This is a genomic window from Halomonas sp. M1 (genome assembly GCF_029581375.1).
Classification (GTDB): domain Bacteria; phylum Pseudomonadota; class Gammaproteobacteria; order Pseudomonadales; family Halomonadaceae; genus Vreelandella.
Window position 1 is genome coordinate 419,441 of record NZ_CP121119.1, and the last position, 19,136, is coordinate 438,576.

General features: G+C 52.2%; 12 protein-coding genes and 1 tRNA gene. 9 read left to right on the plus strand and 4 right to left on the minus strand.

Going from position 1 to position 19,136, the window contains the following annotated elements:
• Positions 1 to 29: 29 nt before the first annotated feature.
• Positions 30 to 120: transfer RNA gene (locus tag P8S54_RS01885), tRNA-Ser, on the plus strand.
• Between the two features lie 483 nt (positions 121 to 603).
• Here the strand turns inward: P8S54_RS01885 and P8S54_RS01890 are convergent.
• A complete protein-coding gene (locus P8S54_RS01890) occupies positions 604 to 1,671 on the minus strand; it encodes an FAD:protein FMN transferase (protein WP_281442991.1) in 1,068 nt (355 codons plus the stop codon).
• A 35-nt stretch (positions 1,672 to 1,706) separates the two neighbouring features.
• Positions 1,707 to 3,080: a Trk system potassium transporter TrkA gene (gene trkA, locus P8S54_RS01895; protein ID WP_281442992.1), complete on the minus strand. Its 1,374-nt coding sequence runs from the start codon at positions 3,078 to 3,080 to the stop codon at positions 1,707 to 1,709.
• Between the two features lie 286 nt (positions 3,081 to 3,366).
• Here trkA and kdpA point away from each other — a divergent pair, with 286 nt between their 5' ends.
• The 5 genes from kdpA to P8S54_RS01920 are packed head-to-tail and all read left to right on the plus strand — an operon-like array spanning position 3,367 to position 11,200.
• The gene (gene kdpA / locus P8S54_RS01900; protein ID WP_281442993.1) at positions 3,367 to 5,058 is read left to right on the plus strand and encodes a potassium-transporting ATPase subunit KdpA; all 1,692 of its coding nucleotides are present in this window, start codon (positions 3,367 to 3,369) and stop codon (positions 5,056 to 5,058) included.
• Positions 5,059 to 5,068: 10 nt separating this feature from the next.
• A complete protein-coding gene (kdpB, locus tag P8S54_RS01905; protein WP_281442994.1) occupies positions 5,069 to 7,105 on the plus strand; it encodes a potassium-transporting ATPase subunit KdpB in 2,037 nt (678 codons plus the stop codon).
• A 10-nt stretch (positions 7,106 to 7,115) separates the two neighbouring features.
• Positions 7,116 to 7,799, plus strand: a complete 684-nt coding sequence (gene kdpC, locus P8S54_RS01910; RefSeq protein ID WP_281442995.1) for a potassium-transporting ATPase subunit KdpC — start codon at positions 7,116 to 7,118, stop codon at positions 7,797 to 7,799.
• 4 nt (positions 7,800 to 7,803) lie between these two features.
• Positions 7,804 to 10,488: a sensor histidine kinase KdpD gene (locus tag P8S54_RS01915; protein ID WP_281442996.1), complete on the plus strand. Its 2,685-nt coding sequence runs from the start codon at positions 7,804 to 7,806 to the stop codon at positions 10,486 to 10,488.
• Positions 10,478 to 11,200: a response regulator transcription factor gene (locus P8S54_RS01920; protein ID WP_281442997.1), complete on the plus strand. Its 723-nt coding sequence runs from the start codon at positions 10,478 to 10,480 to the stop codon at positions 11,198 to 11,200. Before P8S54_RS01915 ends, P8S54_RS01920 begins: the two co-directional genes overlap by 11 nt.
• A gap of 16 nt (positions 11,201 to 11,216) precedes the next feature.
• Here P8S54_RS01920 and P8S54_RS01925 read toward each other — a convergent pair whose 3' ends face one another.
• Positions 11,217 to 12,704 carry a TrkH family potassium uptake protein gene (locus P8S54_RS01925; RefSeq protein WP_281442998.1) on the minus strand — a complete coding sequence of 496 codons (1,488 nt, stop codon included), beginning with the start codon at positions 12,702 to 12,704 and terminating at the stop codon, positions 11,217 to 11,219.
• Positions 12,705 to 13,065: 361 nt separating this feature from the next.
• On the opposite strand from P8S54_RS01925, the gene P8S54_RS01930 reads away from it, so the two are divergent.
• Complete coding sequence (locus P8S54_RS01930) at positions 13,066 to 13,767, plus strand: YoaK family protein (RefSeq protein ID WP_281442999.1); 702 nt, start codon at positions 13,066 to 13,068, stop codon at positions 13,765 to 13,767.
• Positions 13,768 to 13,981: 214 nt separating this feature from the next.
• Here P8S54_RS01930 and P8S54_RS01935 read toward each other — a convergent pair whose 3' ends face one another.
• On the minus strand, positions 13,982 to 15,850 hold the full coding sequence (locus tag P8S54_RS01935) for a GGDEF domain-containing phosphodiesterase (protein ID WP_281443000.1): 1,869 nt from the start codon (positions 15,848 to 15,850) through the stop codon (positions 13,982 to 13,984).
• A gap of 265 nt (positions 15,851 to 16,115) precedes the next feature.
• Between P8S54_RS01935 and P8S54_RS01940 the strand changes: the two genes are divergently transcribed.
• Complete coding sequence (locus P8S54_RS01940) at positions 16,116 to 16,910, plus strand: 2OG-Fe dioxygenase family protein (protein ID WP_281443001.1); 795 nt, start codon at positions 16,116 to 16,118, stop codon at positions 16,908 to 16,910.
• Positions 16,911 to 17,367: 457 nt separating this feature from the next.
• Positions 17,368 to 19,104, plus strand: a complete 1,737-nt coding sequence (locus tag P8S54_RS01945) for a PAS domain-containing methyl-accepting chemotaxis protein (protein WP_281443002.1) — start codon at positions 17,368 to 17,370, stop codon at positions 19,102 to 19,104.
• Positions 19,105 to 19,136: the final 32 nt, after the last annotated feature.

A 19,136-nucleotide genomic window follows, 5' to 3' on the forward strand; every position in this document is an offset into this window, starting at 1 on the left:
AATACTGTTATTATACGCACCCATAAGCCGGAGGGATGGCAGAGCGGTTGAATGCACCGGTCTTGAAAACCGGCATAGGTGAATAGCCTATCCAGGGTTCGAATCCCTGTCCCTCCGCCATATATTACGAATAAGCCGCTGATTTCAGCGGCTTTTTTGTTGCTTGAAGGTTTTTGACCTACACTTTGACCCACACCTTTCAATTGGCTTTCACTGAACAGAACCAAACTTCTTTGGACGCTCTCTCTTCGTTAGTTTTTTGATACTCGCCACCAAAGCTCAATTCCCTCAAAAGCTTGATCGATCCACGCTCGTGCGTGGGGAGGGTGACAACCACTCTAGATTAAGATACTGTCTTCCTAAGAATTATGAATACTCTAGCTATTGGCTGGTAGCGACCCAAAGCAGACCTTACGGGGAGCACGACAGCCGTGAATAGGCCGTCGTGCATTCTCATAGCACGTTTCTGACTGCTTGCCATTTCCAAGGCAACATCGGCCTCTTTCCTAGATAACAGCTGCCTTACTTGAGATAGTCAGCTGGTCGTTTCATTTGCTCTAGCTAATTGATTGGCTTTGCGCCTAAAATGACTGTGATTGAACACTACTGAAATATTGGTATTTCAAGTTCGGCAATAATATTCTCCCCAACTATCTCCTCAAAAGCAGGGCTAGCATAACTGCTCCAGCCAGTATCCTCGCGAACCAGCATGAGCACAGCCAAGTTTTGGCTAAGTGCTAATTCCATACCATCCTTTTCACCTAGCACCATCATAGCTGTAGCCCAAGCATCTGCCACTGTATTTTCAGGATGTGCAACTGTTACTGAAGCAAGTGAATGTTGTATAGGCTTGCCAGAGCGAGGGTCAATCGTATGTGAATATCGTACGCCATCTTCTTCGAAGTAATTGCGATAATCGCCAGAAGTAGCGACTGATGTGTTCAGTAGCGGTATGATATGCTGGGCCTGCCTGCGATCATCAAGCGGTGCTTCAATGCCTATCCTCCACGGAAGTTGCTCGTTTTTGTCACGATAACCCTTTACCGTTAGGTCTCCACCAAGATTAACTAGATAGTTATTAATTCCTTCTTCATCCAAATAAGCAGCAACTTGATCTGTTCCAAAACCTTTAGCAACCCCACCTAAGTCAACAAAGACATCCTGCAGGCGTCTTGCATGCCCGTTAGTTATATCTAGCTCAATATGCCTATAGCCGACCTCAGATAACCGTTGCTCAATAATATCTCTTTCCGGCGCCTCACGAGGCCTGTTTTCAGAACCAAAGCTCCATAGATTAACGAGCCCACCAATAGTAACGTCAAAAGCACCGTTACTATGAGCTGATACCATTTGGCTTACATTTAATACATGCATGAGATCTTCAGATAACTGGAACCACTCTCCTACTGGTGTGTTGTTAAATTTGATCAGCTCTGAGTCGCTGCGATAAATGGACATTGCCATATCTACATAATCAAGCTCTTTTTCTAGACCCTCTTTAAGCGTCCTTGCCTGCCCTTTTGTAAGTGAATCTGCAATTGTTACCTGATAAAAGGTACCAAAGATATCACCTTCTAAAGTGACAGGGGGAGTAAGGGGGCGCGATGTTTCTGAGCATGCTGATAGGGCTAAAAGCATGCTGGCTATCAAAAGTAAAATAAATTTATGCACTTTAGTTTTCCTATCAGGTATTAATATTTTGGACGTTAGAAAAAAGTCAGCCCAACCTGAAAGAGTCGCTCGACCTCACGAATACGTCGTTTATCGATGACGAATAGAATGACGTGGTCGCCACTTTCGACCACTACATCCCCATGGCCAATAATGACCTCTTTGCCTCGCACTATGGCACCAATAGTGGTGCCTTCGGGTAGATGGATGTCTGCAATAGTACGACCAACAACCTTGGAAGACTGCTTGTCGCCATGGGCGATAGCCTCGATGGCTTCCGCCGCGCCACGGCGCAGGGAGTGAACGTTGACGATATCGCCCCGGCGGACATGGGTTAGCAGGCTGCCAATGGTGGCTTGCTGGGGGGAAATAGCGATATCGATGTCGCCCCCCTGAACCAAATCGACGTAGGCTGCGTTGTTAATCAACGTCAGCACCTTTTTGGCTCCCAAGCGCTTGGCCAGCAGCGACGACATGATATTCACCTCGTCGTCATTGGTCAGGGCACAAAATATATCGCAGTCTTCAATATTCTCTTCTTCCAGCAGCCGCTTGCTGGTGGCACTGCCGTGAAGCACTACCGTGCGGTCAAGTCGTTCGGAAAGGGTGGTGCAGCGCTCTAGGCTGTGTTCGATAATCTTGACTTGGTGACTGTGCTCCAGATGCTCGGCCAATCGCTCACCAATATTGCCGCCTCCAGCAATCACCACCCGACGAAAATCTCGCTCAACACGGCGTAGCTCGCTCATTACCGCGCGAATATCGCGACGTGCCGCCAGGAAAAACACCTCGTCATCGGCCTCAATCACCGTGTCACCACGGGGAATAATTGGGCGGTTCCGGCGGTAAATCGCCGCCACACGCGTTTCAACATTGGGCATATGCTTGGCTAGAAAGACTAAATCCTGTCCCACCAGCGGGCCACCGTAAAACGCTTTTACCGCCACCAGCTGCACCAACCCTCCGGCAAACTCAAGTACCTGCAGAGCCCCCGGATGCTCAATCAGGCGACGTACATGATCGGTCACTACTTGTTCAGGGCTGATCAGTACATCAATAGGAATCGCCTCGTGGGCAAACAACCCCTTGCGGGTGAGATAGGCCGTTGAACGCACGCGAGCAATTTTGGTGGGGGTACGAAAAAGCGTATGTGCTACTTGGCAGGCAATCATATTGACTTCATCGGTATTAGTCACCGCGATCAACATATCGGCGTCTTCACAGCCCGCCTGACGCAGCACAATGGGATACGAAGCTGCGCCCGTAACCGTGCGAATATCCAGTTTGGTATGCAATTCGCGCAGTTTTGCGCCGTCGGTATCGACGACGGTGATGTCATTTTCTTCGCGGGCGAGGTGCTCCGCTAGGGTGGCACCGACCTGGCCGGCACCCAAAATAATAATCTTCATCGGTAGTTAGGTCACTCTGGCGACAGTCACAGCAGATAGTCACCTATCTACAGTGAGACTGTCGAGTGACTGAGCTATTGGAATCCCTCAAAAGCTCATTTTTTTACGCCTTTTTGACGGCTAATGCCTTAAACATCATCGATTTTTTACGCAGGCAATCTCTAAGCTCTGGGTGCCAATCAAAGGAGGCACTTCGATGAATTTTGTATTGTTGATAATCGCGACCGGCACAGCCGCGTATTTGTTTTACGCGCTAGTTTGCCCCGAGCGTTTTTAGGAGATCGCTATGAACGACATGATCGCCATTTATGCCATCGTGGCATTACTGGGTGTGCCGCTGGGGATATACATTGCCCGCGCGCTAAGTACTCAGCCAAGCCGAATTGACACGCTCTTCAGAGTGATAGAAGCACCTATCTACCGCTTAGCAGGTGTTAACAGTCAAAGCATGATGACGTGGCAAGTATATGCGCTAGCCATTCTGAAGCTGCATGTAGGCTTGATACTGCTGGCATGGTTGGTGTTTATGTGTCAGGGGTTACTGCCTCTGAATCCTGATGACATACCCGGCATGAACTGGGATACAGCGCTCCATACGGCTGTGTCATTTGCCACCAATACTAATCAGCAGCACTACTCAGGCCAAGCGCAACTTTCCCACCTAAGCCAAACTTTTGCCATTGTAACGCTGCAGTTTTTAACACCTGCCACGGGGCTTGCCGTTCTGGTCGCAATAGCCCGTACCTTGCTTGTCACTCGGCCTGCGGGAACGGTAAAAGGGGTTGGTAATTACTACCATGACTTGACCCGTACAGTGGTGCGCGTGATGTTGCCGCTAGCTGCAGTGGTAGCGCTGTTGCTGACCTCACAAGGAGTGCCTTCCAGCTACCAAGCGGCGCACCAGATTGAAATGTTGGACTCGCAAGTGGAAGAAGTGCAGTCGATCCCCTTAGGGCCGGTTGCATCCATGGTCGCGATCAAGCAGTTGGGTACCAATGGTGGTGGCTGGTATGGACCAAACTCTAGCGTTCCGCTTGAGAACCCAACACCATTATCCAACGTGATTGAAACTGCCTCGTTGACGATCATTCCCTTTGCATTACTGATTGCCATCGCGCTGATTAGTGGCCGACGCCGGTTAATGATGGGCATTGGTGCTGTGATGCTAACGTTCTCGCTGATATCCACCTCTGTGGTGGTCTCTTCGGAACGCATGCCGAATGCTGCCCTTGTCGAGCTTTCTCAGCCCGGCGCTAATCTGGAAGGCAAAGAGCTGCGATTTGGTACTGATCTTTCCGCTTTATGGGGCAGTTGGACGACACAAACATCGAATGGCTCCGTTAACGCTATGCACGACAGCTTCAACCCCATGGGCGGCATGATGCTGTTGATGGATATGTTTGTGAACGTCACCTTTGGCGGCGTAGGTGTTGGGCTAATCGGTTTCTTTCTCTATCTGATGTTGGCGGCCTTTGTTGGCTCATTGATGGTCGGTAGAGCGCCAGAGCTGTTTGGTAAACCGCTAGAAACCCGTGAAATGCGCTGGATCTCGCTAGCAATCCTGGCGCAGCCGTTAGTCATTCTTGGTCTCTCTGCGCTTACCGTGGCGATGCCTGGCGCTGCTGGAACCTCAAACCCTGGTTTCCACGGCCTATCCCAAGTGCTTTACGAATTTACCTCAGCATTTGCCAATAACGGCTCTGGTTTTGAAGGGCTTGGCGATGATACGCCGTGGTGGAACCTCGCCTGTGTTATCGCACTGATGGTCGGCCGATTCCTGCCCATGCTAGTGCCATTAGCGGTGGCTGGATGGCTGGCAGCGAAGCGCACTGCACCCGCAGGACGTGGCACCTTACCGATGGATAGCCCGGCATTTATGGGATTGACCGCCGGTGTGATTGTGATTGTTAACTTGCTGGGCTTCTTACCGGCGTTAGTGCTTGGCCCGATTGCTGAAGCCGTGACGCAAGGCTTCTAGGAGAAACGAGATGTCACATACTGAGCTTGCTAAACCGCTGCGTCGTTCGCCACCCATTGGCCAGGTCGTCGCTGGGGCTGTAAAAGGGCTTGCGCCTCACCAACTCGCACGCAACCCCGTGATGGCGGTGGTCGCTATTGGTACCGTGGTGTGCTTTGGGCTGACGCCCATTGCCTTTTCCCAAGGAGAAAACGGCGGCTTTGCGTTGGCTATAGCGTTGTTGTTGCTGGCCACCGTACTGTTCGCCACGGGTGCCGAGTCGCTGGCGGAGTCTCGTGGTAAAGCCCATGCTGGGGCGCTGCGTAAAACCAAGGGAGAACTGAAGGCGGCTAAGCTGAACGCTGACGGTACGACTAGCAATGTTACTGCCGATTCCCTCCGTAAAGGCGATCATGTGAAGGTTATTGCGGGAGAGCTGATTCCCGCAGATGGCGATATCATTAAAGGTGCTGCCTCGATCAATGAGTCGGCTGTTACCGGAGAGTCTGCGCCCGTACTGCGTGAAGCGGGCACCGACAACAGCGGTGTCAGTGCCGGGACAAAAGTACTGTCGGATTATCTGATTATTGAAGTCAGCGCTAATCCTGGCGAATCGTTGCTGGATCGCATGATTGCTCTGGTGGAAGGCGCTAACCGACAGAAGACACCTTCCGAGCTGGCGCTATCGGTACTCTTGGCCATGCTAACGTTGGTGTTTTTGATCGTGGTCGTCACGTTGGTGCCCATGGCGGCTTTCGTGGGCGTTGAAACCTCCACGGTCATGCTCGTGGCGTTACTGGTGTGTTTGATTCCCACCACCATAGGTGGCCTCTTACCCGCTATTGGTATTGCGGGTATGGAGCGCGCTATGCGGGCTAACCTGGTGGCTAAATCCGGTAAAGCCGTCGAGATTGCTGGTAGCATCGACACCCTACTACTGGATAAAACCGGCACGATAACGCTTGGCGATCGTCGTGCAACGGAGTTTGCCCCTTGCCAGCAGGTTCCACGTCAGCGAGTTCGTGACGTGGCTTTTTTAACGTCCCTGGATGATCCCACGCCGGAAGGTCGTTCAATTGTGGAGCTAGCCACTGAGCAGGGCGTCGATGTCCAGCTTAGTGAAGAAGCCGATGGTGCAACCTTTGAAGCGTTTAGTGCGGAAACACGCCTGTCAGGCGTTGACCTGACCAGCGGTAAAAAACTGCGCAAGGGGGCACCTAATGCCATTGCTGAATGGGTAAAGGCCCAAGGCGGCGATATACCCAACGATTACGAGCAGGTCATTGCACGTATCTCACGGGATGGCGCAACCCCTATTGCCGTAGCAGAAGGCAAGCAGATTTTGGGCGTGGTGGCGCTGTCTGATGTGATTAAAAGCGGTATCGCGGAGAAGTTTGCTGAACTGCGTGCCATGGGTATCAAAACTGTAATGATCACGGGTGACAACCCGATTACTGCTTCGGCCATTGCTGCCACGGCAGGGGTAGACGACTACATTGCTGAAGCCACGCCAGAACGCAAACTAGCGTTGATTCGCGAAGAGCAGGCCAGTGGTCGCTTGGTTGCCATGGTGGGTGACGGTACCAACGATGCTCCCGCTCTCGCTCAAGCTGATCTAGGGTTGGCAATGAACTCAGGCACCCAGGCAGCCCGTGAAGCGGCCAATATGGTGGATCTGGACTCTGATCCCGGCAAGCTGATTAGTGCGGTGGAAATTGGCAAGCAGTTGCTGGTTACCCGTGGCGCGCTAACGACGTTCTCGCTAGCGAATGATGTGGCTAAATACTTTGTTATCTTGCCCGCGCTGTTTGCCGCCAGTTTCCCTGCGCTTGGCGTACTCGACGTGATGAATTTGCACTCGCCGACCACGGCGGTGCTAGCGGCGGTGCTGTTCAATGCGTTAATCATTCCGGCATTAATCCCCTTTGCCTTGCGCGGTGTGGCTGTGAAGGCGGCATCGGCGACGGAGTTGTTACGTCGAAATCTGCTGATTTACGGGCTAGGTGGGCTGCTGCTGCCATTCCCTGCCATCAAGCTTCTCGACATGCTGATTGCGTTATTTATCTAGGAGAAACGTGATGAATGTAGATATGAAACGCCAGATCGCTGCGAATGACGATGTGCTGCAGGCAAAGGCCTCCTGGGGCAATGCACTTCGCTTTATGGTGGTAATGGCCGTTCTTCTGGGGCTGATTTACCCGTTGGTGACCACAACACTGGGCGGCTGGTTATTCCCCGAGCAGGCCCAAGGCAGTTTGGTTCGGGATGCCGATGGTAGAGTGGTCGGGTCAAGCCTGGTGTCCCAAACGTTTGTCAGCGATGAGTACTTTATTGGTCGCCCATCAGCGGCGGGTAATGACGCGGGTGAGGTCTCAGGGTCTAACCTAGCACCAAGTAACGTATCGCTGCGCGAGCGTGCCCAGGCAGATGCAAATACCATTGCTCAACGCGAAAATGTGAACATTGATCAAATCCCTGTAGATCTGATTACTGCGTCTGGATCAGGTATCGACCCGCATATCTCACCAGAAGCAGCTAAGTTACAGGTTGCAAGAGTCGCGCAAGCACGCGGAATCGATGAAGCGGCGGTTATGGCATTTATAGACGAAGCACTTGAAAACACAGGCTGGCTAGGTACACCGGTGGTGAATGTGTTACGGCTGAATGTCAGCTTGGATGATCGTTTTCCAGTATCATCAAGCGCCGCAGCGCCATTAACCGCAGCCCCCGCCACCTCAACGGCTTCAGACACCATGGAGTAAACCAATGTATTCAGCGGATCAGCGACCCGATCCCGATACATTGCTAAAAGCCGCGCGCCGAGAGGCGCGCGGCTGTTTGCGTGTATTTCTGGGAGCCGCGCCCGGTGTCGGTAAAACCTACACCATGCTACGCACTGCGCGTGAACGGGCAGAAGAAGGTGAAGACATTGTAATTGGCGTGGTGGAGTCACATGGTCGCGCCGATACCGAAGCCTTATGTGATGGGTTGGAACGACTTCCGCTAGCGCCTTTAAAGCACCATGGCCGAACCTTCTATGAGTTTGATATTGATGCGGCCCTGGCGCGACGTCCCACTATTTTGCTGGTGGACGAGCTTGCACACCGTAATATCCCTGGCAGTCGGCACCCACGTCGTTACCAGGATATTGAAGAGCTGCTGGATGCAGGTATTGACGTGTGGACAACCGTTAACGTCCAGCATCTCGAAAGTTTGAATGATGATGTCGCGCGGATTACTGGGATTCGCATGCGTGAAACAGTGCCCGATGCGCTGTTAGAGCGCGCCCGCGATGTGTCGCTGGTTGATTTAACCCCTGACGAACTCCTTGAGCGCTTAAGGCGCGGCAAAGTCTACATACCCGAACAAGCCCGTGCTGCCATGGAAGGTTACTTTAATGAATCCAATCTCAACGCGCTGCGTGAACTGGCGATTCAAACCATGGCTGAACGCGTGGATGCTGACGTGAAGGTGGCAATGGATGCTGGCGGCAGGGCTGGCCCCTGGCCGGTAAGACCGCATCTCTTGGTGGTGATTAATGGAAGTGAAGACGACGTATCGCTGGTTCGCGCGGCTCATCGAATGGCCGAGCGGCGCTTAGCGGTATGGCGCGCGATCTATGTTGATAAAGGAATTGTTTCTCCAGAGCAGCAATTGGCCGTTGAGCAAGTTTTCAGCTTGGTTACTCGGCTGGGTGGAGATTCAATACGTTTACAAGGGCATAGTCAGCTAAATGAAGTTCTCAACTATGCGCGTTCAATTAATGCGACCACCATTGTGGTGGGCCGCGAAGCGAAGCGACGCTGGTGGAAATGGTCACGGCCTCTGGCCCAACGCTTGATGGCGCATGCCGAGGCGTTCGATATTGTTGTAGTGGCTAAAGGGGCTGTGAAAAAGCGCACCGATCAATGGCAGCGTGGCTGGACACTGCATCCTCCCCAATTGCTCGGCACGAGCTTTGCGGTATCGGCGTCCCTCGGGGTAGCACTCATGCTGGAACCCTGGCTTGAACTGGCCAACTTATCATTGGTGTTTTTAGTGGCCGTACTGTTTAGTGCCGTATGGGCGGGCACTGCCATGGCAATGTTAAGTGCCATCGCGAGCTTTTTAGTATTTAACTTCTTCTTTACCGAGCCACGTCTTACTTTTGCCATGGTGGAGCGGGGGCAACTGCTAACTGTGGTGTTCTTCTTACTCGTGGCCGTGGTGGTCGGACAGCTTGCTGGACGTGGGCGTCGACGGTTGTTGGCACTGCGTGCTAGCCGCGACCAGACCCAGCTTTTATTGCGTTACGCTGAACAGCTATCAACCGCAACAGACAGTGCCAGTGCAGCAAAAATTGGCGTTGATACATTGGTGCAGTGCTTTGCGGTGCCCACTGTATTTATTGAAAGCGCCGAAAGCGCGAATGAAGTGCGTGTTGTTCATGCGTTGCCAAATTCAGAACGATTGGACATGGCGGCCAAGCAGGCAGCGGTGTGGAGCTGGCAGCATCAAAAACCCAGTGGCCAAGGCACCGATACTCTGAGCCAACAGTCGTGGCGTTTAATACCCCTGACAGTGCAGGGAGAAAAAGTAGGAATGCTAGCGCTTAAGCTGTCGGAAAGCCAAAAAGCGCTCAACCATGAACGAGAGTCGTTAATGGATACGTTAATACGGCAGCTTAGTATGGCGTTAGAGCGCACTCGACTAGTGGCAGAGCTGAACACAACCCGTGTCTCCGAGGAGAATGAACGTCTGCGTTCGGCGTTACTCTCATCGGTGTCTCATGATCTGCGTACGCCACTCTCTTCTATTATTGGCTCGGCCAGCTCGTTGATCGAACTCAAACCGCAGCTAAGCGATAGCGACCAGCGTGAGCTGCTCGATGGCATCTTGTCCGAGAGCGAGCGCCTCAATCGGTACATACAAAATTTGTTGGATATGACCCGGCTAGGGCACGGCACATTAAAAATTGAGCGGGATTGGGTCGCGTTTGACGACGTTATTAACTCAGCGCTTAAGCGCTTGGGCCAGTCACTGAAGCATGTTGTTGTCCGCAAGTCTTGGCCTCCTGTGTTACCGCTACTTTATGTCCACCCTGCGCTGGTAGAACAAGCGCTGGTGAATGTTTTAGATAATGCTCAACGTTTTTCACCACCAGGGGGTGAGTTGAGCATCAAAGCGAACCTTAACGAAGGTGACCCCGAGACATTGGTTATCACCGTAGAAGATCAAGGCCCTGGTATTTCCCCCGCGCTGCGCGAGCAGGTATTCGATATGTTTTACAGCGGTGGCGACGGCGACAGGAGTGCCCATGGCAGTGGCCTTGGTTTAGCCATATGTCGTGGCATGATTGGTGCTCACGGCGGCACTATTACAGCTGATACCGGCGAGAGTGGAAGAGGCACTGCGATTATTATAACGCTGCCACTGTTAGGGGCAGATATTAGGAGGGGTGATGAAGAATGAAGGCAGCGGTCGCATTCTAATTGTTGATGATGAGCAGCAGATTCGGCGATTTCTGCGTATCAGCCTAGCCTCCCAGGGCTATGGAGTCTTGGAAGCGGAGAACGGTAAGCAGGCATTAGCCATGGTCTATACCCAAGCGCCTGACGTCGTGCTGCTCGATTTAGGCTTGCCTGATATGGACGGCCACGAAGTACTGCAGGGGATACGTGAGTACAGTACCGTGCCGGTCATAGTGGTATCTGTTCGTGATAGAGAAGAAGAGAAAGTTTTTTCGTTGGATAACGGCGCCAACGATTACGTTACTAAGCCCTTTGGCATTCAAGAGTTACTAGCGCGTATAAGGGCGGTATTGCGCTTGGCCCAGAAAGCTCGGGGAGAGCAAACATCAAGTTACTATGTCAACCAGGGGTTAGCGATTGATCTGGAGCTAAGGCGGGTAACGCTACAGCAAGAAGATGTGCATTTAACGCGAAAAGAGTTCGCTGTGTTAGCGCGCTTATGCCGCTACGCAGGGCGTGTCGTTACACAGACTCAGTTATTAAAAGAAATTTGGGGGCCAACGCATGTGGATGATACGCACTATCTGCGCATCGTGATCAGCCGGTTAAGGCAGAAACTGGGGGATGACCCACAAACACCCTCCCTGCTTCAAACAGAAGCAGGCGTCGGGTATCGGTTATTGGTAGAAGCTGCGCTACGCCCTGAAACGTAGCATCGATCTAAATAAATCAGCGCCGCCAGAACATGGGAGTGAGCAGCACCACCACGGTCAAAATTTCCAGGCGTCCCATTAACATGCCAATGCACAGTAGCCATTTAGCAGCATCGGGGAGTGTTGCAAAGTTACCTGCCGGGCCAATGGTGTCACCGAGACCAGGGCCTACATTCGCCACCGCAGTGGCTGCACCGGAAAGGGCAGTAACCAAGTCCAAACCCAATGCTGAAAGGCCAAGAGCAAGCACAGCAATTGTAATAAAGAAGAAGAAAGAGAAGGCCACCACACTTCGGGAAATATCGCTGGTCACTGGCTGCTGATTGTAGCGAGAGGTAAATACACCGTTAGCGTGGATTAGGTAGCGAAGCTGGTTAAGCAGCATCATCATGGCAATCTGGAAGCGGAAGATTTTCATACCTCCGCTGGTAGATCCGCTACACCCGCCTACAAAGGTAAGGTAGAAAAATGCAACTATTGGCAGTGAGCCCCATAGTGTGTAGTCATCTGAAGCGTAGCCAGTGGTGGTGACCACTGAAATCACGTTAAACGTCACATGCGTTAGCGAAACAAACCAGTCATCGCCCTGGAACACTCTCCATGCGCTCAGCATGACGATGGCCGCTAGCAGAAGCTTTAACAGGCCACGTACCTGCTGGTCTTTCCACAGCGCACTACGAGATGTTCGAATAAAGCGAATATATAAAACAAACGGTAGTGCGCCACACAGCATAAAAAAGCTACCCATCCACAATAGCCACGGCTGCTCAGAGTAGGCACCAAAGGAGGCGTCAGAGTTAGCAAAGCCTCCGGTCGCCAGTGATGTCATGCCATGTACAATGGCGTCTAGTGGGTGCATTCCTCCTGCCCAATAACTCAGCATGGCTACCAGTGTCAGCCCTACATAAATACTTAGCGTCGCTTTGGCAATGCCGCCCGTACGTGGCATCACTTTATCAGACCAATCCGAAGATTCAGTGTGGAATAGCCGCATGCCGCCCACTTTAAGAAACGGCAGGATGGCGATGCCCATGACGATAATGCCGATACCGCCCATCCACTGCATTAAACCCCGCCACAGCTTCAAACCATCGGATAACTCGTCAATCCCCGATAAAATGGTTGAACCGGTGGTAGTGATAGCGGAGACCGACTCAAACACCGCGTTAGTGGCACTGAGCTGCGGTGCACCCAAGATAAGTGGAAGGCTGGCAAAGCAGCTAATACTGGTCCAGCTGCCTGCCGTCAATATAAACATCTGCCAGGGCTTTAGCTCCAGCGACACTCGACGGGTGAGCAACCAAGTGATAAGCGTGGCGCTCAGGATAATAAGAAGAGACATTCCAAACGCGGGAGCGTCTGGATCTTTTTCAATAACAAGAACAATCCAAGGCAGTGTCATAAACATGGCAAGCACTAACCATAGCACTGCCATAATTTTAAAAATTTGTGCCCAATTACGATAAGCGTCTCGATAGTAAGTTCCGCTGGGAAAGATGGTCATAGATCCGCTCTTAAAGTGCCCTAATATTTATCGCGACATAACACCATGACGAGCGGAAAAAGTCCGTAAAATTTTCCTAAATTTATGGTTTTTATTTAATTAAGTATTTGATTTTAATTGAAAGAGGTTGTTCCTCCGGTGCCGAAATAAAAGGGGCGGACTTGTTGTGGGAGCAGCACACGAGATCACGTCACAGATATGCCGACGAAAGCAATTACTTAAGTTTTGCCTCGCTGTAGAGAAAAGAACCGCGAATATGGCCGCTATCCTCTTCGCTGATTACTGTATCTCTTCAACGCAGTTAGTAAGGGGACGCTGGAACCAGCTACCATGTCTGCTCCTCGTCACTTGAGTCTTTGCTATGCCATACGAACTTCCATCAGCCGAAAAGCCCGCGCCGCGCTCTGGCTTAGCGTGGGTGGCTTGTGGTGGCTCACTGCTGGCTGGAACAGCCGGCTATGTAAACGTCGTTATGCTCGGCTTCTTCGCGGTGCCGGTCAGTCACATGACAGGCGCAGTATCGCGGATGAGTATCGATATGGGTACCGCCGAGGGTCTGGATTTCCTGCTGATTAGCTCGATTTTGGCGGGTTTTGTAATCGGTGCTATTGCCTCCGGGGTCATTATCGGTAATGCGACGCTAAAGCCAGGCCGACGTTACGGTGTTGCCCTACTACTTGAGGGGATGCTGCTTGCGCTCGCAACGGTGTTCGCGATCCAAGAGATGATAGTGGCTATACCGCTTGCTGCTACTGCGCTAGGTTTGCAGAATGCAATGGCAAGTAGCTACCGGGGCCTGGTGCTACGAACCACGCATGTTACCGGCATTGTGACAGACATCGGTGTTCTGATTGGTCATCGGTTGCGTGGACGCTACGTCAAAACCTGGAAAGTGAGCCTTCTCATAGCGATTCTAATAGCGTTCTTTGTTGGTGGAGTGCTCGGCATGCTGGCCTTGAAGTGGCTAGGATTAGCAGCGCTTGGTATTGCTGCTTCTGGTTGCTTGGTGGCGGGATCGTTCTATTTGCTCGCGCAGAGGCTCAGAGGGCAGCAGGCCAAATAAGGTTATTTTCCAAAGACAGTTGTTTAGCAGTTGACTAACTTTCCTTGCTGGGGGCATTAAATATTATAAAAAGCTTAAGGTCCGCTCCTGGCCGAAAACGTCAGTCCAGCAAGGGCCACATGATCAATCAAAGCAATCAATGAGTATTGGGGTTGTTCACAAAATAGCCAGGTAATGGCAACTCCAGGCATATTACGTCAAATCACAATGAGGCTCAGCTCGATAGCCCTTCGTGACTAGGCATAAAACCGCCCAGCAGGCGATTTATTTCCTTGGCTGGCATCGGGCGAAAGAAGAAGAACCCCTGGATGAGGTCGCAATGCATGTCGCGAAGCAATGACAACTGTTCGGCGTTCTCGACGCCCTCGGCCACCACCTCCAATCCCAGCCGATGACCGATGAAGATGGCACCCTCCATGATGGCCCTATCCTTCGGCTGTGTGGGAGCGTCTTGGATGAAGGAGCTATCGATCTTCAGGGCAGTGACTGGAAAGTGCTTGAGATAGCTCAGGGAGGAATAGCCGGTCCCGAAGTCGTCGATAGCAATATGAAAACCGCGATGGTAGAGGCGCCGAAGATCCTCGATGACGGCCTCGTCGGCTTCGATCAGGACATTCTCGGTCAATTCGATGCCGATATCCCGCGGACCTAAGCCGTGGCGCTGCAGCGAGTCCTCGAAGCGCTTGAGGGCACCGGGACGCACCAGCTGACGCCCCGAGATATTGATGTCGATGCGGTGCTCATGAAATCCCTTGGCACGCCATTCAATCTGCTGGCAGCAAGCCTCTTCGATGACCCAGTCGCCCAGGCGATGGATCAAACCGGAACGCTCGGCCAGCGGGATAAACTCGGCAGGGGAGATGGTCGGCCCTTCGGCAGGCTCCCAGCGTATCAAGGCCTCGAGATTCTCTATTCGCCCGCTGGCCGCCGAGACCTGGGGCTGGTAGTGGAGGGAGAATTCACCGTTATCTAGGGCTTCCTCGAGTCTTGCCGAGAGATAGTGCTGGCGAACCAGCTCATCATGGAGCTTCTGTTGGAAGAAACGTACCGCTCCTCGGCCCTCTAGTTTTGCGCGGTTCTTGGCAACATCGGCATTGCGGATCAATTCGCGTGATGATTCACCATTTTCGGGAAAGAGCGCCACGCCCAGGCAGGCCGTGACCTGACGCTCCCGACCATCCAGGACGAAAGGTTCCAGAAAGACATTCTGCACACGACGAACGACCCGTTTAACATCGGTGGCCAAGTGGGCGAAGGGAAAGGCCAGCACGAATTCATCGCTAGAAACACGAGATACGAGATCGGTGACTCGCTGGCACTCTTTCAGACGCCGAGTCAGTTCAACGAGCAGGCGATCACCCTGATCATAGCCAAGGGCATCATTGATCTCGACGAAGTGATCAATATCTAGGTAGAGGGTTGCCAGGCCATTGCCCAAACGTCGACAGGCATCCAACAGACTGTCCAGGTCGGCTTCAAACGTCTGACGGTTGGGGAGATGGGTGAGCCTGTCGAAACGGGTGGCGAACTCCAAGTCACGGTGGGCGCGCTTTTGATCGGAAAGATCGACATCCACGCAGAACAGCAACGGGGAATCGGTATGCTCATTGAGCATCAGATGCTGCGAAAAGACCGATATCAGCTCGCCGGTTTTGTGCTTGAGTTCAAGTTCATCGGCGGGAATGGCGACGCCTTCTTCGATCCAGGCGCTATGCGCTTGGATCACGTCGTCACGCATGAAGGCAGGAATGATCAGGTCTTCCAGTAACCGCCCCTGGGCTTCCTCAGCGGTATAGCCATAGAGACGGGTGCTACCCTCATTCCAGTAAATTACTCGCCGATCGCGATCATACCCCTGAACCGCCACCTTCGGCAGACTCTCCAGCAGAGCACGGAATCGTTGCTCACTCTCCAGATACTGGCGGCGTACTAACGCGACTTCGTCCCTGCCGGCATCATGCGAATCGATGCCATCAGTGGAAGGTGTCTTTGACACCCCCAATACGAGCGCACCGGAAAACTTCCTGCGGTTCTTCTTCAGGCGTTCCGGATCTCTGTGATGTCGGGAATCGCTGGCAGTCATGGTATCCACTTAAAGAAAAACACTGTCAAGAGCCATCATAATGGCAAAAATAAGCACGTTGTTAGAATTATCCTACACCTATTTTTAGGAGATAACCTACACATATACGTCATCAACGGTCTGATCTTTTTTTCAACAAAATCACTCTTTTTAAGTACATTTCTTTGACATATTCTTGCAAAGCTTTTCATTTTCCTCCTGTTGGCCGGGGCGTTTACACCGGCCACACCGGGCAATTCCGCCCAGTAAGCAGGAGAATACCTACATGAAACTCGATAATCTCAAGCATGGTTTAGACCTCACCTCCATGCCTGCCGATTCACTCGCCGATTATTGGAATCCGGGAGTGGCTGAAGCGCTGAGGCATCAGGATTGGGCGCAAACCGATATACGGGAGCGAATCGATCTGACCGCCTGGCAGGGGTTTACCGCTGACTTGCCGCGCGATCCCTATGTCAATCAGCGATGGAAGCGGATGTCATGGCTCGCCCTGAATGATCAGGGCGATGTCGAGGAGTTGGGCCAATGCCCCATGGCCCAGGGGGGAGCCTTTAACGATGCTGAAAGCATGGCGGATCGCCTGCGGTACTATGATCCGCTGACGCAGGAGTTTTTAGCACGCCCCGATGTAAAGGCTTTCGTCCGCGCGTGGGCAAGGCTGTGGAGTATCGGTGCGCGCGAACCCATTCTGATGCAGATCACCGGGGTTCGCGGAGAAGGCAGCATCGACCCCCTTCAGGGTCAGGGAATTCATGCCGATGGCTGCAAGGCCCTGAGCATTCTGGTCCTCAATCGCGAAAACGTGGCGGGAGGTGAAAACCACCTCTACGACGACAAGGCTGGAACGCAGCCCTTGGTCGATATCACCCTGAGTCCGGGTGACATCCTTCATCTGAGCGATGATCGGCTATTCCACAGTGTCGACGGGATTGAACAGCTCGACAGCGAGGCACCCTTCGAGCGGTTCATTATCATCATCAACAGCCGCTTCGTGGACGACTTTCAGAGCCGGATGTTGCGTCGCCACTTCCCGGAAGCGATCCTCAATGAGAGCGACTGATACTCTTGGTAAATTGAGAACCTAGCCACACCAACGCCCCCGGAACTCCGGGGGCGTCTTGGTTGTGCGCCAGGCATGGCGCTGTTCCCGAACCCTGCCGCTCGACACCTGATTGACCACTACGGATCAGATATTAGCGATGGCTATAAGCTGCATGCTTCAAAAAATTTGCAGCTTCCCATCGCAATACGGACGCTTAGTCTTTAAAGAAGAGTGCGATGTGTTCCAGAACTGGCTTCCCACTCACCCGATGCTCTTTCCCACTCCTTAGTTAACTGGCTGGCATTATGCAAGTCGAACTCCACTTGTTTGCAAAAAACCTTATCTATCGCAATTATTTTGTAATTAAGTGGTAGTCATAATTGCGGTTTGTAAGTCGATAGTACTATCTTTACGCCTCTTAATTTATACAAAAACAATACTCTCCTGAAAATACTTGTGCAAAAAGGAAGCCATCATGCGTGATAATGGATCGGTGACTCAGCGGGAGTACGTTCTTGAAGAGGGCGACGTTCTAATTTCAAAAACCGATAGCCAAAGCCACATTCTGTACGCTAACCAAGCGTTTATTGATGCAAGTGGATTCAGCTATGAAGAGTTGTACTCCTCTCCGCACAATATCGTTCGCCATCCGGATATGCCCGAAGTGGTATTCCAAGATATGTGGCAAGATTTGCAAGCGGGCAAATACTGGTCGGGGTTGGTCAAAAATCGGCGTAAAAACGGCGATCATTACTGGGTTCGAGCCAATGTGGTTCCCATCCGCGAAGGTAATAAGGTCACCGGTTTTTGCTCTATTCGCATTAAACCTAATCGCCAAGAAGTGGCGCACGCTGAAGAGGTGTACCGAGATATTCGCGAGCAGGGCCGACGCTATGAAGTTAAACATGGCGTCGCTTATCGCCGCTTGGTGCGTCGACTTATACCGCTTAATTTTAACAGCATGCGTGTAAAGTCGGTTCTCTCGGCCATTGCCGGTTTTGGTCTTTTTAGCAGCTTTGGCATTGCCGCTTTCATCACTCTTAACCAGCTTGCACCGCAAAGTAGTGCGGATATGGCATTCCTTGGTATAGGTTTGGTGGGCGGCTTATGTGTTGGGGCATGGCAGCTGTTTAATGGCCTGCGCCATCGGCGTTTTATATACAAAACTAACGACTTTGCACTCCAGCTAGCGGCGGGCAACCTAGATGCCACTATTCCCCGAATGGGCAAACGGGAAATGGATGACACCTTAGGCACCATGAACTTTATGCGTCGCTCGCTTGAGGCGTTAATTGGTGATCTCAACCAACGCGTCACTCGTATTCGCCCTGCCGTGGAAAGTATCTCGGGGGGCAACGACGCCATGGCCTCACGCCTTGAGCAACAGGCATCGGCTGTGCAGCAAACCGCCGCAAGCGCCGAAGAGATATCGTCTACTGTGGCGCAAAGTGCTGAAAATGCCACCCAGGCCAGTAATGCCTCTGTTGGCAACGTGAACGAGGTTGTCCATACCAGCCAAATAATGGCCAAACTAGCCAGAGCTATGGAAGATATCACTCAACACGCCGATAACATGGCTGGCATTGTCAGTACGATCGATACGATCGCTTTTCAAACTAATATTTTGGCGCTTAACGCTTCCGTCGAGGCCGCTCGCGCGGGCGAGCACGGACGGGGGTTTGCGGTTGTGGCTGAAGAAGTACGCAAACTTGCCAGCCAATCTGCTGAGGCAGCAAAGCAAGTCCAAAGCTTGATTAATGAAGCGCGCAAAAGCATTCATGGCGGTCAAGCGCAAGCGCATGAAGCGACCGATGCAATGGAAAAAATTCGCTCGGCGAGCCACAGGGTCAACGATCTGATGAGCGAAATTACTGCGGCGACTCACGAGCAAAGCCAAGGCATTCGCCAGATCAGCAGTGCTATTAACGATATCGACCACAGTACACAATCCAGCGCCGCGAGTATGGGCACTTACAAAGATGCCACTATCGAGCTTGCTGAACAGATTCATGGTCTCTCGCACAGTGCCATGGCATTTTTGACCGAACATGAGCGCTTGGCTTACACCCAAACACTGCCCAGTGCCAACCCCCAGGCATCGCAACGAACAAGTACCAATATACTAGTCCAGGTAAGCTGTCCTACCCATGGGATACCGCCATCGCAACGCTTGGCTCGAAAGACTTCAGAATCTGAATGGGCCGAGTTCTAACCGGTGAAAAAGTAACGTGCCGTTGTAATACT

Bases quoted from the DNA above. Each gene is read 5' to 3' on its own strand.
- trkA (WP_281442992.1), bottom strand. From the start codon at position 3,080: ATGAAGATTATTATTTTGGGTGCCGGCCAGGTCGGTGCCACCCTAGCG.
- kdpA (WP_281442993.1), top strand. From the start codon at position 3,367: ATGAACGACATGATCGCCATTTATGCCATCGTGGCATTACTGGGTGTG.
- kdpB (WP_281442994.1), top strand. From the start codon at position 5,069: ATGTCACATACTGAGCTTGCTAAACCGCTGCGTCGTTCGCCACCCATT.
- kdpC (WP_281442995.1), top strand. From the start codon at position 7,116: ATGAATGTAGATATGAAACGCCAGATCGCTGCGAATGACGATGTGCTG.
- P8S54_RS01915 (WP_281442996.1), top strand. From the start codon at position 7,804: ATGTATTCAGCGGATCAGCGACCCGATCCCGATACATTGCTAAAAGCC.
- P8S54_RS01920 (WP_281442997.1), top strand. From the start codon at position 10,478: ATGAAGAATGAAGGCAGCGGTCGCATTCTAATTGTTGATGATGAGCAG.
- P8S54_RS01925 (WP_281442998.1), bottom strand. From the start codon at position 12,704: ATGACCATCTTTCCCAGCGGAACTTACTATCGAGACGCTTATCGTAAT.
- P8S54_RS01930 (WP_281442999.1), top strand. From the start codon at position 13,066: ATGCCATACGAACTTCCATCAGCCGAAAAGCCCGCGCCGCGCTCTGGC.
- P8S54_RS01935 (WP_281443000.1), bottom strand. From the start codon at position 15,850: ATGACTGCCAGCGATTCCCGACATCACAGAGATCCGGAACGCCTGAAG.
- P8S54_RS01940 (WP_281443001.1), top strand. From the start codon at position 16,116: ATGAAACTCGATAATCTCAAGCATGGTTTAGACCTCACCTCCATGCCT.
- P8S54_RS01945 (WP_281443002.1), top strand. From the start codon at position 17,368: ATGCGTGATAATGGATCGGTGACTCAGCGGGAGTACGTTCTTGAAGAG.